We start from the raw sequence: 15,411 nt of genomic DNA, 5'->3' as shown, positions 1-15,411 counted from the left end.
ATGTCGGGGAGTTGCTGCACACCCGCCACGTCCGGGCAGCCGATGGAGCCCGTCCGTTTCACGGCGCACGGGCTCCACGGGATCGAGCAGGTACGCCTGCCCGGCGGTGAGTTCCGCATGGGGGACGCGACCGGCGACGGCAACCCCGGCGACGGCGAGGGGCCCGTGCACGCGGTCACCGTGGCGCCGTTCTCGATCGACGCCACGACCGTGACGGTCGCGGATTTCGCGGCCTTCGCCGAGGCGACCGGCTACCGCACGGAGGCGGAGGAGTACGGCTTCTCCGCCGTCTTCCACCTGGCGATGCGCGCCCACCCGGACGACGTGATGGGCCCCGTGCCCGGCACGCCCTGGTGGGCCGGCGTGCGCGGCGCCGACTGGCGGCACCCCGCCGGCCGGCTGTCGCAGGCGGAGCCCGACCACCCGGTGGTCCACGTGAGCTGGAACGACGCGATGGCGTACTGCTCCTGGGCGGGCAGGCGGCTGCCCACCGAGGCCGAGTGGGAGTACGCCTCCCGGGGCGGCCTCGACGGCGCGCGCTACCCCTGGGGAGACGACCTGCACGGTGACTCTTCGGCCGACGAGTGGCGGGTCAACATCTGGCAGGGCGTCTTCCCCACGGAGAACACCCTGGACGACGGTCATCTCACGACCGCCCCGGTCCGGACGTACGCGCCCAACGCGTACGGGCTGTGGCAGACGGTCGGCAACGTGTGGGAGTGGTGCGCCGACTGGTACGCGCCCGACTACTACGTCTACTCGCCCTCCGACAACCCGCGCGGCCCGTCGCGCGGCGGTGCCCGGGTGCTGCGCGGCGGCTCGTTCCTGTGCCACGACTCCTACTGCAACCGCTACCGCAACTCGGCGCGCTCGTCGAACACCCCCGACTCCTCCATGGCCAACGCCGGCTTCCGCACCGTCGCGCTTTGAAGGAAGGGCCTGTGTCACACGGGGAGGCTGCCGGTGGTGCGGAGCGCGTCCCCGGTGTCGAGGCCGAGACGGGCCGCCCAGGTCAGCGCCTCGGCGAGGGAGGCGTCGTCGTCCGCCAGACGGGCGGCCGCGAGAGTGGGCGGCACCGCGCCCTCGTCGAGCAGGGTGGTCCACTGCCGCGCGCTGAGGGCCAGGTAGCGCAGGTCGGGCAGGTCGGCCACGATGGCCAGGTCGCGGACGACGGCCCGGGACAGGTCCAGGCCGCGCAGGTTCGGGACCGTGCGCAACGGGACGATGTCGATCGCGGTGGTGGTGCCCAGTTCCAGGGAGGTCAGGTGGCGGTGGCCTTCGAGCGGGGTCAGGTCGCCGCCGTCCAGGGTGACGCGCAGAGACTCGACGGGCAGCCCGCGGATCGGCGTCAGATCCGTGGTGGCGCAGTGATTGAGGTGCAGCAGCCGCAGGTTCGCGGCGCCGGTGAGCGGGGCCAGGTCGACCGGGCTCGTCACGTCGTTGACATGGATGGCCTGGAGGCCGGCCGGGACCTCGCCGGGGATCTCGCCGATGATCCTCTCGGGGCCGTGTCCCGGCTCGGGGCCCGCCGGCTCGATGTGGTCGTCGTCCTTCTCGTAGGCGCCCTGTTCCAGCAGTTCCAGGTGGCGGCCGAGTAGCGCGGTCACGGAGTCGGCGACGTATACCGGGCACTCGTCGTAGTCGCGGCCCATGCGGATGATCTGGCCCGGGCGGCCGTTCCCGGCCGGGGCCAGGTCCACCGCCAGGTAGTTGCCGTCCTCGCCGCTGGCGAAGGGCACCCAGGCCGGGTGTCCGCCGACCCGCCGGACGGTGCCGGGAGGATCGGCGTCGAAGACGACCGAGTTCCACCCCAGGTCCCAGCCGTGCCAGACCGGTTCGGACAGGGCGGCGTGGACGGCGACCATGTCCTCCAGCGCCAGCCAGGCGTCACCTCCGAGCAGGTAGCGGTGCTCGTGGTCGATGGCGTCGCCGTTCGCGATCAGGTACAGCGCACGCAGGTCGGCGGGCAGCGGGCGGCCGATGACGCGCTCCGCCCGGTCGAGCGCGGCGGCCGACGCGGGCGGCGGCAGCCGTTCGGGCCGTCCCAAGATCTCAGCCCGCCGCTCCATGTACGCGCGGAACCGCGCCACGGCAAGCTCCGGATCGCCCGCCGGGGCGGCTGTGCTCTCCTGTCCCGGAGAGGACGGAGGCAACCGGTAGCCCGGGTCCAGGACGGCCTGGAAGCCGCCACCCAGTCCACGCAGGCTGGTGATCCCGTCCGCGAACGCGACCAGCTCGTACTCCCCGGATGGCCGGCACACGATCTCGACAGTCGTGGGATCCCAGTCCCGGACCTTCCGCACCGCCTCAGCGAGGCCGCTCAGCTCCGCGAAGAGGCGGGGCAACGAGCGCAACCGGGTCGCGCCGGGGACGGCGTAACCGCCGGACACCGAGGTGCTGCCACTGCCCGCGCTGCCTGCCACCACCACCCGCGTCCAGCCTGCCGGCGCACTCGTGACGACCTTCTCGGCGATCCGCCGCGCGGCCTGCTCCACCATGTTCCGCTCCCGTCCCCCGCACTGCCGCCGATCATCGCACCCGGCGATGACATGACGCACATCTCGCCCTGGACGCCCCGTACCTCGCGTACGGGGCGTCCGCGCGGGTCGGAGAAGGGTCAGGGCAGGGTGGCGAGGAACGGCTTGACCGTCCTGGAGAAGTTCCAGTTGTTCGAGGCGTCCCAGTTGATCGACCAGGTCATCGCGCCGCGGATGTCCGGGTAGGTCCGCGACGGGACGAACGAGCCGCAGTTGGTGCGCCGGGCCAGGCAGTTCAGCGCGTTGGCGACCGTGGCCGGCGAGACGACGCCGCCGCCCGCCGCGCCGGGGCCCGCGGGCAGGCCGAGACCGACCTGGTCGGGGCGCAGGCCGTTCTCCAGCTGGATGCAGGCCAGCGAGGTCATGAAGTCCACCGACCCCTGGCTGTAGACCTTCTGGTCGCACCCGAGCATCGCGCCGGAGTTGTAGTACTGCATGTTGACGACGGTGAGGATGTCCTTGATGCTCAGCGCGAGCTTGAAATACTCCATGCCGGTCGACTGCATGTCGATGGTCTGCGGAGCCATCATGATGATCAGCCCGGAGCCCGCCTTCGCCCGCAGTTCGCGCAGCGCCTGGGCCATGTAGGTGGCGTTGAGGCCGTTCTCCAGGTCGATGTCGACGCCGTCGAACCCGTAGGTCTGCATGATCGAGTAGACCGAGTTCGCGAACGCCGTGGCCGCCGTCGAACCGGCCACCTGCACGTGGCCCGCCTCACCGCCGACGCTGAGGATCACCTTCTGGCCACGCTGCCTGAGCGCCTGCACGTCGGCCTTGAACTGGGCCTCGGTGTAGCCGCCGACGGCGGTGGCCAGGCCGGGGTCGAGGGTGAACCTCACCTGGCCCGGCGTGGTGGTCGCCTCGCCGAACGCGATCGCGACCACGTCGTAGTCCCGCGGCACCTGCGACAGCTTCAGCTCGACCGCCGGGTTGACGAAGTTGTGCCAGTAGCCGGTGAGGATGTGCCTGGGCAGCGCCCCGCCCGAGGAGCACCCGGTGGTCGTGCCGGTGACGGCGGCGCTCGCCGCGGACTCGCCCGCCGAGTTGTACGCCCTGACGGTGTAGGTGTGCGTGGTGCAGACGCCGAGCGAGCCGATCGTCGCGGTGGTGCCGGTGACCTGGGCCCGCTGGGTCGTGCCCTCGTAGACGCGGTAGCCCGTCACGGTCCCGCCGGAGGCGGTCCACGACAGCGAGATCGACGTGTCGGTGCTGCCGGTCACCCGGGGGGCGCCGGGCTGCCCGGGCGTGCCGGTGCCCGCGCCGGTCGTGGCCGAGACGGCGGTGCTCGCCGCCGACACGTTGCCCGCCGCGTCCCGTGCCCTGACCGTGTACGCGTACGTGGTGCCCGAGGCCAGCCCGCCGTCGGTGTACGCCGTCCCCGTCACGGTCGTGACGAGCTGCGAGCCGCGGTAGACCTGGTAGCCGGTCACGCCGACGTCGTCGGCCGAGGCGTTCCACGCGAGCGACACGCTGCTCGAGGTGGTCCCGGTCACCCGCAGGCCGGCCGGGACGCTCGGAGCCGTGGTGTCGCCGCCCCCGCCCGCGAGCGCCTTCCACAGCGCGGGGACGATGGGCGGTTCCCACCCGGTCAGCGAGGTGTGCGCCTGGATGCACTCGTAGTCGGTGCCGTTGTAGGTCACCCGCGCGCCCACGGCGTACCAGGTGTTCGGTGCCCAGGCCGCGTACGCGAGGACCGCGGCGGACTGCGCCGACGCGGGGACGGGGCCGGCCCCGACCCCTGCCAGACAGAGGCCCAGCGCGAGCAACAACGCGCTGAGCAGCCGTTTCTTCATCAATGCCGTCCTTCCGGGGTGCCGATCGGCGTCCGCGAGGAGGCGTCGGGTGACACGACGGCCGGTCGCGTGGCCTTCCCTTCGCTTAGGAAAGTTTCCTAATAGTTTTGGCGTGAGCGTAGCCCCGGAAAGACGCCCGTTCAAGACTCCGAGAAGGACTGAGAAACAAACATAGTTCCACCTATCATAGTTGCGGCTATCATTCGCGGCGCGGTGAGGGAGCGGCTTGTGCTGGAGAAACCGGAGCGCTTGTTCGGCCGGGACACCGAGTGGGACAACCTCGCGGATTTCGTGGCCTCCCCCATGCCCGGGGCGACGCTCGGGCTTGTGTACGGCCGACGACGCCAGGGCAAGACCCTCATGCTCGAGCTGCTGGCGCAGCAGACCGGCGGGTTCCTGTTCGGCGCGACGCAGCAGACCGAGGCGCAGACCCTCGCCGACCTCGGGGCGGCCTATGCCGCTCATCGGGGTCTGCGCCAGCCCGTCGTCTTCCGTACGTGGCGCGAGGCGCTCGACGAACTGCTCCGGCTGGGTGAGGGCGCAGCCACGCCGCTGATCATCGACGAGTTCCCCTACCTCGTCACGGCGACCCCCGGCCTGCCCTCCTATCTCCAGCAGGCGCTCAGCCCGTTGAGTTACGCGAAGCAGCACACCCGAACCCGCGTGATCCTGTGCGGCAGTGCGTTGACGACCATGGCGCAACTGCTCTCCGGTGGTGCGCCCCTGCGCGGACGGGCGGGCATGGAACTGGTGGTGCGCCCCTTCGGGTTCCGTGAGGCCGCGGCCTTCTGGGGTGTCGGCCACGATCCGGAGCTTGCGTTCCGGCTGCACGCCCTGCTTGGCGGAACTCCTGCCTACCTGGAGATGAGCGGGGGATCGGGGCCGGCCGGAATCGCGGAGTTCGACCGATGGGTCCAGCGGCGCCTGCTGAACCCGGCCTCCGCGATGTTCCGTGAAGGCGCCCTGCTGCTCCGGGAGGAGCCCTCGATCGCCGATCCGACCTCGTACTCGGCCACGTTGAGCGCCATAAGCGCCGGCAACCATAGGCGTTCGGAGATAGCGGCGGCGTTGGGACGCCCCAGCAGCGCTCTCGCCCACCTGCTGTCCGGCCTGCAGGACATCGGGTTGATTCAGCAGATCGACGACGCTCTGCGTGGCAAGCGCAGCGTCTTCCGGATCACCGAACCCGTCGTGCGCCTGCACCAGCTCCTCATCCAGCGCCACGAGGCCGAACTGGTCGCGGGCCGGGCCGAGCGTGTCTGGAAGACCAACGCGGACACCGTCGCCGCACAGATCTACGGCGCGCACTTCGAGGATCTCGCGCGGCAGTGGTGCTTCGAACACGCCTCTGCCGACACTCTCAGCGGGATCGCGAGCGCGGTGCGCCCGACGGAGCTTCCGTGCCGGGAGCATCGGCGGGGGCACGAGCTCGACGTCGTCGTCACGGAGTCCACGGCGTTCGCCGCCGACCGGATAACTGCGATCGGTGAGGCCAAGGGCACCGGCGCTCCTGTCGACGTCCCTCAGCTGGAGCGCCTGGAACATCTGCGCGGGCTGCTGCCCAGCGACAAGGTCGGTGCCCTGCCCAAGCTGCTCCTGTTCGCCCGGTCCGGGTTCTCGGACGCACTGGTCCGGTACGCCGAAAGACGGCCCGATGTCGAGCTCGTCGACATGGGCCGTCTGTACGGCGGAGCGTGAGGCCGTTCCTTCTCGGTCCCGGGCTACTTGCCGAAACCGGCGGTCAGGCCGCTGAGCAGCTGACGGCGGCCGACCGTGTAGAGGATCAGCATCGGCAGGATGGTCAGCACGACGGAGGCGAGCACGGCGGGCACGTTGACGCCGTACGGTCCCCCCTGGAACGCCGCCAGCGCCAGCGGCAGCGTGCGCTTGTCGGGGCTCTGAGTGAGGATCAGCGGCAGCAGGAACCCGTTCCAGACCTGCAGCGCGTTGTAGATCGACACCGTCACCACGGCGGGCCGGGTGAGGGGGAAGGCCAGGCCCCACAGCGTCTTCCACTCGGTCGCGCCGTCGAGCCGCATCGACTCGAACAGCTCCTTCGGCACGTCCCTGATGAAGTTGGACAGCACCAGCACCGACAGCGGGATCGCGAAGGCGATCGACGGCAGGATCAGCGCCGTCAGCGAGTCGTAGAGCTGCATCTTGATGATCAGCAGGTAGACGGGGATCACCGTCGCCTGCAGGGGGATGGCCAGGCCCATGAGGAACAGCGAGTTGACCCCGCGCAGGAAGCGGCTGGCGCCACTGCTCCGGACGATCGCGTACGCCGCCATGAACGAGAACAGCACCGACGGGATCACCGTGCCGATGGCGACGATGATGCTGTTCAGGAAGTACAGCGGGAAGTCCATCTCGATCACGAGCCGGTAGTTGTCCAGCGTCGGATCGGCGGGCGGCGCGAACGGGTTGGTCAAGTAGTAGTTGGACTGCGTCTTCAGACTGGTGACCACGATCCAGTAGATCGGGACGATCACCACGGCCAGCCACAGCCAGCCCACCAGCCCACCCAGCCAGTTCGGGCGCTGCCGGCTCTTCGCCGGATGGCGTCCGTGCGCCCCGGACGTGGCGGGGCGCTTGGCTGCCCTCGAGGTGTGGGTCGCGGTCACGGTCAGGCCCCTTCCAACTGACTTGCGTAGGGGTCGCGGCCGCCGATACGGCGTAGCAGCAGCGCCAGAGCGAGGCCCACGAGGACGAGGATGACACCGATCACACAGGCCGCTCCCATGAGGTTGGCCTGGAAGCCGCGCTTGTACATGTCCAGGGCGAGCGCGCGGGTGGCGTCGCCGGGACCGCCCTCGGTCAGCACGAAGATCAGGTCGAAGAAGGTCAGGGAGCCGACGAGCATCAGCGTCGAGGACGTGATGATCGTGTACTTGAGCTGCGGCAGCGTGATGCTGAAGAACATCCGGACCCGCCCCGCCCCGTCCAGCTCCGCGGCCTCGTAGAGCGAACGCGGAATCTGCCGAACGCCGCCCTGGTAGAGGAGCGAGTGGAACGGGATGTACTGCCACGACACCACGAAGATCACGACGCCGAAGGCGAGGCCGGGCTCGCCGAGCCAGTCCTGGGTGAGGAAGTCGAGGCCCAGCCCGGCGCCGAGCCCGAAGTTCGGGTCGAGCAGCGCCTTGAAGGTGATCGCGATGGCCGCGGAGCTGAGCAGCAGCGGGATGAAGTACAGCACCGCGAGCAGCTCGCGGTAGCGCTGGCGGCCCGCCAGGAACACCCCGATCAGGATGCTGGCCGGGGTCTGGAAGGCCCAGGAGAGCAGCATGATCAGGAACGTCACCCACAGCGCGTGGGGCAGGCCGGGGTCGGTGAGTACGGACTTCCAGCTCTCGAGCCCGCTCAGCTGGATCTCGCCCAGCGTGTCCCAGGACGTGAAACTGAGCAGCAGGACCCCGATGAGCGGAATCAGCGCGAAAACGGCGAAGGCCACCAGGGCCGGCAGGGCCAGCCATGGCAGGACGCCGCCGCCGCGCGTGGCGGCGGCGGACGACGTCCTTCGAGCGGAGATAGCCGACATGTTTACTTACCGATGACCGCGTTCATGTTCGTGGCGAACTGCTGGGGCGAGATCGACAGCTGGAAGAGCTTGGCGATGTTGTCCAGCAGCACCTCGGCCGCGGTCGGGCTGAGGGCCTGGTCCCACGACTGGGCGAAGACCTTGGCGTTGCTGGCGACGCCGTAGACGAAGTTCAGGAACTCGGCGTCCTTGGAGCCGGCGAACAGCTTGTCGGAGCCCTTGACGATCGGCACACCGCCGGTCTCAACCCACTGCTTCTGCTCTGCGTCGTCGAGCACGCCGGTGGCGAAGAACTTCTTGGCGATCTCCTTCTCCTCGGGCGTCGCCTTGGAGGAGATCGACAGGTACTGGCCGGGGTTGCCGACGGTGTTGCTCGGGTCGCCCTTGCCGCCGTCGACGCCGGGGAAGTTCATCCAGCCGAGGCCGCCGCTGGAGACGATGTCGCCGCCCTGCTCCTGCTGGATGCCGTACGACCAGCTGCCGTGCAGCATCATCGCGGCCTTGCCGGTGTACAGCAGCGCCTGGTCGGCGTTGGAGTCGGCGGTGACGGAGGAGAAGCCCCTGATGAAGCCGTTGGCCTTGATGAGCTCCTGCATCTTGGTCAGGGCCTCGATGGAGGCGGGGTTGTTCCAGGCGTCCTTCTCACCGTCGAAGACGGCCTGGAACACCTCGGGGCCGCCGATGCGGTCGAAGAGGAACTCCAGCCACATCATGTTCGTCCAGCGCGACTGGCCGGCCAGCGAGAAGGGCGCGATCCCCGCCGCGTTGAACTTCTTCACCAGGTCGAGGATGTCGCCGTACGACTGCGGCGGCTGGACGCCGACCTTCTCGAAGACCCTCTTGTTGTAGAACAGCACGATCGGCTGCACGGTCTCGCACGGCATCGCGTAGATCTTGCCGTCGATCGTCGCGGCGCCGAAGGCGCCGGGGAACAGCCGGTCCTTCACGGCGGCGTTCTCGCCGAACCACGAGGTGAGGTCCTCGACCTGGCCGGCCTGCACGTAGCTGCGCAGACCGCCGCCGCCCCAGCCCCAGATGATGGTGGGCGCCTGGTTCGCGCCGATCGCGGTCTTGATCTTCGTCTTGTACGCGTCGTTCTGGATCGTGGTGATCGCGATCTGGCCGTTGGGGTTGGCCTTGTTGAACCGCTCGACGGCCGCGGTACGGGGGGCCTCACCGGGCGGGCCCTGGAGGAACCAGTAGCTGGCCTTGCCTCCGCCGCCGCCGTTGCCGCCGGCGGCGCCGCCCGAGGCGCCTCCGCCGGACGGAGCCGGGCCGGACGTGCCGCAGGCCGCTAACGCGGCACCGAGGGGAAGGCCCATCGAAAGGCTGAGGAAGGTGCGGCGGGATGGTGTCCTGGACTCCACGCTGATCTCCGTACGTCGAATGCCGAGGCTGGCCGCGGCTCTTTTGAAAACGACTCGGACGCGGCCGGGGGGCGATGTGGATCGGCACCCCGGTGCCACTGTCCACTCCTTCTTGAATTCAGCTCGTTTCGAAACATTTCGACACAAGCCGCGTGGCACGCCAATCTAGATTTGCGGTACCTGACTGTCAAGAGCGCTCTCACGACCCCTCCAGCTCAGCGTGAGGCCTGTGTAAAGTACCGGCGAACAGGCGTCTACCGCATGATCTTGATCGGACTGAAACATCGAGCACGAAATCGCCGCAGACGCCGAAATGTTTCGAAACATCTTGAGGAGAGCAGATGACGGCCCCAGATCGGACGCACACGGCGGACGGGACGCTCCGGGCATGGCAGGACCCGGCACTTCCCGTGGCCGACCGGGTCGAGGCCCTCCTCGCGGAAATGACCCTTGAGGAGAAGATCGGCCAGCTCGGCAGCCGGTGGATCGGAAACGACATGCAGCCCGAGCAGGAGGTGGAGCCCGACGGCGCGCACAATGTCGCCCCGATGCAGGACGTTTTCGCCGCCTCCGGGACGGTGCCGATCGAGGAGGCGGCACGTCACGGTCTCGGTCACCTGACGAGAGTTTTCGGCAGCACTCCGGTGACCGCGGCGGAGGGCGCGGCGGAGGTCGTGCGGCTGCAGCAGGAGGTGGTGAAGCAGTCCCGCCTCGGCATCCCGGCGTTGGTCCACGAGGAGTGCCTGACCGGTTTCACCACCTATGGAGCGACCGTATATCCGGCCGCCATCGCCTGGGGTGCGACGTTCGACCCCGAGCTGGTGGAGCGGATGGCCTCCGCCATCGGGCGGGACATGCGCGCCGTGGGCGTCCACCAGGGCCTTTCGCCGGTGCTGGACGTGGTGCGCGACTACCGCTGGGGCCGGGTCGAGGAGACGATCGGCGAGGATCCGTACCTCGTCGCGACGCTCGGCGCCGCCTACGTGCGCGGCCTGGAGCGCGCCGGGGTCATCGCCACGCTCAAGCACTTCGCCGGTTACTCCGCCTCCCGCGCGGCCCGCAACCACGGCCCGGTGCCCATGGGCAGGCGCGAGCTGATGGACATGATCCTGCCGACGTTCGAGACCGCCATCGCCGAGGGCGGCGCCCGTTCGGTCATGAACTCCTACTCCGACGTGGACGGCGTCCCCGCCGCCGCCGACCCGTGGCTGCTGACCGAGGTGCTGCGCGACGAGTGGGGGTTCACCGGGACGGTCGTGTCGGACTACTGGGCGATCGCGTTCCTCGCGAAGATGCACCAGGTCGCCGCGGACCACGAGGAGGCCGGGGTGCTCGCGCTGACCGCGGGCCTCGACGTCGAACTGCCCGACACGCTCGGCTTCGGCCAGCACCTGGCCGAGCGGGTGCGGCGGGGCGAGCTGCCGGAGTCGCTGATCGACCGGGCCGCGCGCCGCCTGCTCACCCAGAAGGTGGAGCTCGGGCTGCTCGACCCGGACTGGACGCCGGAGAAGTCGGTGGCCGGGGCGGACGCCGTGGACCTCGACTCGCCGGACAACCGGGCGCTGGCCCGGGAGCTGGCCGAGCGGTCGATCGTGCTGCTCGACGCCGGCACCGCGCTGCCGCTGCTGGGCGAAGGGCGGACCGGGCCGCGGCGGCTGGCGTTGGTCGGGCCCTGCGCCGACGACCCCCGCACGTTCATGGGCTGCTACGCCTTCCCCAACCACGTCCTGCCCCGCTATCCCGGGCTCGGGCTGGGCCTGGAGGCTCCCAGCCTGCTCGACGCGCTGCGGGCCGAACTGCCGGACGCCGAGATCGTCCACGAGCGGGGCTGCGACTGGCGGGACGAGGACCGCTCCGGCTTCGACGCCGCGATCCACGCGGCTCGCGAGGCCGACCTGTGCGTGGCCGTCGTCGGCGACCTGGCCGGGCTGTTCGGCAACGGCACCTCCGGCGAGGGCTGCGACGTCGAGGACCTGCGGCTGCCCGGAGCGCAGGAGGACCTGCTGGTCGAGCTGGCCGCCACCGGGACGCCGGTCGTGGTGGTCGTCGTGTCGGGCCGGCCGTACGCGCTGGGGCGGGTGCGCGACCGGGCCGCCGCGCTCGTCCAGGCGTTCATGCCGGGCGAGGAGGGCGGGGCGGCGATCGCCGGCGTCCTGTCCGGCCGGGTGCAGCCCAGCGGGAAGCTGCCGGTGCAGATCCCGCGGTCCCCGGGCGGGCAGCCGGGCACCTACCTGCAGCCGCCGCTCGGCTCCGACAGCCACGGCATCAGCAACCTCGACCCGACGCCGCTGTTCCCGTTCGGCCACGGCACGTCCTACACGACGTTCGAGGTCGACGACCTGGAGATCAGCGGCGACGAGGTGCCCACCGACGGGGAGTTCACCGTGTCGGTGCGCGTGCGCAACACCGGCGGCCGGGCGGGCGAGGAGGTCGTCCAGCTCTACCTGCACGACGTGCTCGCCCAGGTGACCCGGCCGGTGCGGCAGCTCGCCGGGTTCGCCCGGGTGCGCCTGGAGCCCGGCGAGAGCGCGCGGGCGACCTTCGCGGTGCACGCGGACAGGACCGCCTTCACCGGCCGGGACCTGCGCCGGGTCGTCGAGCCCGGAGACGTCGAGGTGTTCGTCGGCACCTCCGCGTCGGACCTGCCCTGCCGGGGCCGCGTACGGCTGACCGGCCCGCTGCGCCACGTCGGCCGCGGCCGGCGGCTGGTCACCCCCGTGGTGGTACGCCCGGCGGCGGGTCCCGAGCAGGGAGGAACAGATGCCGCCCAGTCGTAGGCGGGCCACTCTCGCCACGGTCGCGGCCTCCGCGGGGGTGTCGGTCGCGACCGTGTCGAAGGTGCTGAACGGCCGCAGCGACGTCGCGCCGGAGACGCGTTCCCTGGTGCTGTCGCTGCTCGAGCAGCACGACTACGTCGCGCCGCCGCAGCGCCGGGGCGAGCCCGCGCCCGACACGATCGAGGTGGAGTTCGACGCGGACCTCAACGCGTACTCCACCGAGATCGTCCAGGGTGCGGTGCAGGCCGGGGCCGATCTCGACGTGGCGGTCGTGGTCAGCATCCGGCGCAACGCCGACCGCACCGCGGCGTGGGCGCGCGACCTGGTCGCGGCCGGACGGCGGGCGCTCGTCGCCGTCACCGGCGAGCTGACCTCCGGGCAGCTCGCCGCGCTGGCCCGGGCGCGGCTGCCCCTGGTCGTGATCGACCCGCTGAACCTGCCGCGCACCCGGGTGATCAGCGTCGGCTCGACGAACTTCGCCGGTGGCCTGGCCGCGACGCAGCACCTGCTCGCGCTGGGCCACCGGCGGGTCGCCTATCTGGGCGGCCCGGCCACCGCGACCTGCAACCAGGCCCGGCTGCACGGTTACCGGGCCGCCATGGAGGCGGCGGACGCGCCCGTCCTGCCCGGGTACGTACGGACGGGACACTTCCACTACCACGACGGCCTGGCGGGCGGGGCGGCGCTGCTCGACCTGCCCGAGGCGCCCACGGCGGTCTTCGCGGGCTGTGACGACATCGCGCTCGGCGTGCTGGAGGCGGCCAGGGAGCGGGGGCTGCGGGTGCCGGAGGACCTGAGCATCGTCGGTTTCGACGACACCCAGATCGCCCGGATGGCCTCGCCGCCCCTGACCACCGTGCGGCAGCCGCTGCGGGAGATGGGCGCCGTCGCGGTGCGTACGGCGCTGCGCCTGGCGGCCGGGGAGCGGATCGAGTCCCACCACGTCGAGCTCGCCACGGAGCTCGTGGTGCGGGGCTCGACCGCCCCCGCCGCCAGGGGCCGGTAGGCCCGGCGAGGCGATCACCCGGCCCGGTCCTCGCCGTGGCCGCGTTCCGCTCGCCCGGCCGCGCGCATAGGCGTGTATCACGCCCGCCACCTGCGGGAACGGGGGGCCTGCCCACGTGGGGAGGCGATATGGCCGAACAGCCGCTACCACTCGCCGCGCATCGGCGGGTGCACACGCACGACGTCGACGAGGCCCGTACGCGGGTCGGGGACGACCTCGGTGTGCACGGGCTGCGCCCGGTGGACGCCGGCATCCGGCTCGACGCCCGCCTGAACGGACTGACCTTCGACGGGGTCGGGCTCTACTCGCTCGGCTACGGCACGGAGGTGCTGATCACGCCGCAGCCGCTGGACGAGCACCTGCTCGTCGAGATCCCTCTGATCGGTGCCGCCGAGGTGTCCCACGGCCGCGAACGGATCGTGTCGACGCCCGAGTGCGCCTCCGTACTGTCGCTGACGCGTCCCGTGTCCATGCGCTGGGCCCCGGGCCACGCGCAGCTGGTCGCCCGATTCGACCGGGCAGCGCTCGAAGCCCACCTCGGCAAGCTCATCGGGCGGACGCCGCGCAGGCCGCTCACCTTCTCCCTCGGCATGGACCTCACCCGGCCCCCCGCACGATCCTGGCTGTCGGTCGTCGACCTGCTGAGGCGGGAGGCGGAGTGTGGCGGCGCCATGCTGGAGCAGCCCGTCGCGGTCAGGCAGCTGGAGGGGCTGCTGATGACGCAGTTGCTGCTGGCCCAGCCCAGCAACTACAGCGAGGCGCTGTCGGAGGGGCAGTCCCGTGTCGCGCCGACGGCCGTGCAGCGGGCCGTGGACCTGATCGAGGCGCACGCCGCGGAGCCGCTCACGGTGGAGGAGATCGCCGAGGCCGTGGGCGTCGGCGCGCGGGCGCTTCAGGAGGGCTTCCGGCGCCATCTGGAGACGACGCCGATGCGATATCTCCGGGAGGTGCGCCTCGAGCGGGTCCACTCCGAGCTCACGGTCCAGGACCCGGGCGCCGCCACGGTCACCGACGTCGCCTATCGCTGGGGGTTCGTCCACCTGGGACGGTTCGCCCTCGCCTATCGCCGGCGTTTCGGGGAGTCTCCCTCGGAGACCCTGCGCCGCTGCTGAAGGCGGGCGTACGGCTCAGCGGGCCGGCAGGTCCGCCCACCACGTGGTGGTGCCGGAGGGGCGGTTCAGCGAACCGTGCCGGAGGGCGAGGGCGTCGACGACGACGCCGCCGCGCCCGCTCTCGTCCGGAGACGGCTCGGTCCCCGGCCACACCGGCGCCTCCCCGGCGTCGGTGACCTCGACCCGGATGACCGGGCGGTCGCCGTCGGCGTACACGAAGAGCCGGAGCTCGGCCGGCGGCATGGCGTGGAGGACCGCGTTGGTGACCATCTCGGAGATCACCAGCATGGCCTCCTCGGCTGCGGCCCCGGGCGTTCCCCAGTCCGCCAGCACACCGAGCGCACGTCGCCGCACGCCGCTGACCGCCTGAGGAGAGTGCGGGACCGGACACGTGTATACGGAAGTGACCGCCTCGGCCGCGGAGACGTCCATGCGGTCCATGGTCTGCGAGTTCATCGTGTCGTGCTCCTTGGTCACCATCGGGCGGGACTCACGTGGAGAAGCGCCCCTACGCTCCGCACGTGGCACGCCATACGGTCGGAAAGAGCGTCACTTACCGCAGGCTATGCGGGTTGGCCGGGGGCTTGCTATCCCCAAGGCGAGGGCGGGTATCCGTATAACGAACCATTACCCGGACACCGCGCGGACGGCCGCGGCCTTCGGGGCCTCGACCCGCTGGCGGCGGAGCTGCTCGGCGAACTCCCTGGCCATCGCGAGCTGCTCGCGGAGCCTGTCGGCGCGTTCTGCCACCGCCTTCTCGAACAGTCGCAACCGGGCGAGCAGGCCGGTGTCGTCGTCGCCGCGGGCCAGCCGGTCGGTGATCTCCAGCAGGTCGCGCATCTCCTCCAGCGTGAACCCCAGCGGCTTCATCCGCTTGATCAGCGCCAGGCGCTGCACGTCTTCCTCGCTGTAGAGGCGGAAGCCCCCCTGCGTGCGGGCGGGCACGATCAGGCCCATCTCCTCGTAGTGGCGGATGGTGCGCAGGGACAGCCCGAGCCGTTCGGCGACCTCGCCGATCTGCACCAGACCTTCAGGCATCGCTCCGCTCACCCTTCCTGCCCCCGCGGCCGCCGCGCGTGCGCGGTGCCGCCGCCTCCCCTCACGCGAGGGACCGTTCCGCGGCACAGCCCGCCGAACGCCTCGGTGACCATACCTCTCGCGGGGTTCTCGCGTGCCGGGATCCCACCGCGACGGCGCGCCCGGCGAGGGGGAAGGGCCGGGCGGGCCGTGCGGTGGCGTTGACGCCTGCGATGGGCGGCACGCGGCGAAGCGGAGTCC

The 15,411-nt window shown here is 71.1% G+C and carries 12 protein-coding genes; 5 read left to right on the top strand and 7 right to left on the bottom strand.

What is annotated here, in order from left to right:
* Complete coding sequence (locus AAH991_RS01120; RefSeq protein WP_444875224.1) at nucleotides 1-930, top strand: formylglycine-generating enzyme family protein; 930 nt, start codon at nucleotides 1-3, stop codon at nucleotides 928-930.
* A gap of 14 nt (nucleotides 931-944) precedes the next feature.
* Here the strand turns inward: AAH991_RS01120 and AAH991_RS01115 are convergent, their stop codons facing one another.
* On the bottom strand, nucleotides 945-2,498 hold the full coding sequence (locus AAH991_RS01115) for an SMI1/KNR4 family protein (RefSeq protein WP_346224047.1): 1,554 nt from the start codon (nucleotides 2,496-2,498) through the stop codon (nucleotides 945-947).
* A gap of 119 nt (nucleotides 2,499-2,617) precedes the next feature.
* On the bottom strand, nucleotides 2,618-4,330 hold the full coding sequence (locus AAH991_RS01110) for a fibronectin type III domain-containing protein (protein WP_346224046.1): 1,713 nt from the start codon (nucleotides 4,328-4,330) through the stop codon (nucleotides 2,618-2,620).
* 213 nt (nucleotides 4,331-4,543) lie between these two features.
* Here AAH991_RS01110 and AAH991_RS01105 point away from each other — a divergent pair, with 213 nt between their 5' ends.
* On the top strand, nucleotides 4,544-6,028 hold the full coding sequence (locus tag AAH991_RS01105) for an AAA family ATPase (RefSeq protein WP_346224045.1): 1,485 nt from the start codon (nucleotides 4,544-4,546) through the stop codon (nucleotides 6,026-6,028).
* A 23-nt stretch (nucleotides 6,029-6,051) separates the two neighbouring features.
* Here the strand turns inward: AAH991_RS01105 and AAH991_RS01100 are convergent, their stop codons facing one another.
* Genes AAH991_RS01100 through AAH991_RS01090 form a run of 3 tightly spaced genes read right to left on the bottom strand, consistent with a single transcriptional unit; the run spans nucleotide 6,052 to nucleotide 9,238 of the window.
* On the bottom strand, nucleotides 6,052-6,954 hold the full coding sequence (locus AAH991_RS01100; RefSeq protein WP_346224044.1) for a carbohydrate ABC transporter permease: 903 nt from the start codon (nucleotides 6,952-6,954) through the stop codon (nucleotides 6,052-6,054).
* A gap of 2 nt (nucleotides 6,955-6,956) precedes the next feature.
* Nucleotides 6,957-7,871 (bottom strand): carbohydrate ABC transporter permease, encoded by a 915-nt coding sequence (locus tag AAH991_RS01095; RefSeq protein WP_346224043.1) that lies wholly within the window; start codon nucleotides 7,869-7,871, stop codon nucleotides 6,957-6,959.
* Nucleotides 7,872-7,873: 2 nt separating this feature from the next.
* A complete protein-coding gene (locus tag AAH991_RS01090; protein WP_346224042.1) occupies nucleotides 7,874-9,238 on the bottom strand; it encodes an extracellular solute-binding protein in 1,365 nt (454 codons plus the stop codon).
* Nucleotides 9,239-9,579: 341 nt separating this feature from the next.
* Between AAH991_RS01090 and AAH991_RS01085 the strand changes: the two genes are divergently transcribed.
* The 3 genes from AAH991_RS01085 to AAH991_RS01075 all read left to right on the top strand — a co-directional run bounded on the left by AAH991_RS01085 (nucleotide 9,580) and on the right by AAH991_RS01075 (nucleotide 14,133).
* Entirely contained in the window at nucleotides 9,580-12,015 is a 2,436-nt protein-coding gene (locus AAH991_RS01085; protein ID WP_346224041.1) for a beta-xylosidase/alpha-l-arabinosidase, read from the top strand.
* Entirely contained in the window at nucleotides 11,999-13,021 is a 1,023-nt protein-coding gene (locus AAH991_RS01080; RefSeq protein ID WP_346224040.1) for a LacI family DNA-binding transcriptional regulator, read from the top strand. The genes AAH991_RS01085 and AAH991_RS01080 overlap by 17 nt, the downstream gene beginning before the upstream one ends.
* 128 nt (nucleotides 13,022-13,149) lie before the next feature.
* Complete coding sequence (locus AAH991_RS01075) at nucleotides 13,150-14,133, top strand: AraC family transcriptional regulator (RefSeq protein ID WP_346224039.1); 984 nt, start codon at nucleotides 13,150-13,152, stop codon at nucleotides 14,131-14,133.
* 15 nt (nucleotides 14,134-14,148) lie between these two features.
* Here AAH991_RS01075 and AAH991_RS01070 read toward each other — a convergent pair whose 3' ends face one another.
* Together AAH991_RS01070 and AAH991_RS01065 are read right to left on the bottom strand one after the other, a co-directional pair.
* On the bottom strand, nucleotides 14,149-14,589 hold the full coding sequence (locus tag AAH991_RS01070; RefSeq protein WP_346224038.1) for an ATP-binding protein: 441 nt from the start codon (nucleotides 14,587-14,589) through the stop codon (nucleotides 14,149-14,151).
* A 171-nt stretch (nucleotides 14,590-14,760) separates the two neighbouring features.
* Nucleotides 14,761-15,171, bottom strand: coding sequence for a MerR family transcriptional regulator (locus AAH991_RS01065; protein ID WP_346224037.1), 411 nt, complete (start codon nucleotides 15,169-15,171; stop codon nucleotides 14,761-14,763).
* Between the last annotated feature and the right edge of the window lie 240 nt (nucleotides 15,172-15,411).

Origin of the sequence: Microbispora sp. ZYX-F-249 (assembly GCF_039649665.1) — a bacterium.
Lineage (GTDB): Bacteria > Actinomycetota > Actinomycetes > Streptosporangiales > Streptosporangiaceae > Microbispora > Microbispora maris.
This window is presented reverse-complemented; position numbering and strand designations above follow the sequence as displayed.

Excerpts from the sequence above, each read along its gene's own strand:
- AAH991_RS01120 (WP_444875224.1), top strand. The coding sequence starts at position 1 with ATGTCGGGGAGTTGCTGCACACCCGCCACGTCCGGGCAGCCGATGGAG.
- AAH991_RS01115 (WP_346224047.1), bottom strand. The coding sequence starts at position 2,498 with ATGGTGGAGCAGGCCGCGCGGCGGATCGCCGAGAAGGTCGTCACGAGT.
- AAH991_RS01110 (WP_346224046.1), bottom strand. The coding sequence starts at position 4,330 with ATGAAGAAACGGCTGCTCAGCGCGTTGTTGCTCGCGCTGGGCCTCTGT.
- AAH991_RS01095 (WP_346224043.1), bottom strand. The coding sequence starts at position 7,871 with ATGTCGGCTATCTCCGCTCGAAGGACGTCGTCCGCCGCCGCCACGCGC.
- AAH991_RS01085 (WP_346224041.1), top strand. The coding sequence starts at position 9,580 with ATGACGGCCCCAGATCGGACGCACACGGCGGACGGGACGCTCCGGGCA.
- AAH991_RS01080 (WP_346224040.1), top strand. The coding sequence starts at position 11,999 with ATGCCGCCCAGTCGTAGGCGGGCCACTCTCGCCACGGTCGCGGCCTCC.
- AAH991_RS01075 (WP_346224039.1), top strand. The coding sequence starts at position 13,150 with ATGGCCGAACAGCCGCTACCACTCGCCGCGCATCGGCGGGTGCACACG.
- AAH991_RS01070 (WP_346224038.1), bottom strand. The coding sequence starts at position 14,589 with ATGAACTCGCAGACCATGGACCGCATGGACGTCTCCGCGGCCGAGGCG.
- AAH991_RS01065 (WP_346224037.1), bottom strand. The coding sequence starts at position 15,171 with ATGCCTGAAGGTCTGGTGCAGATCGGCGAGGTCGCCGAACGGCTCGGG.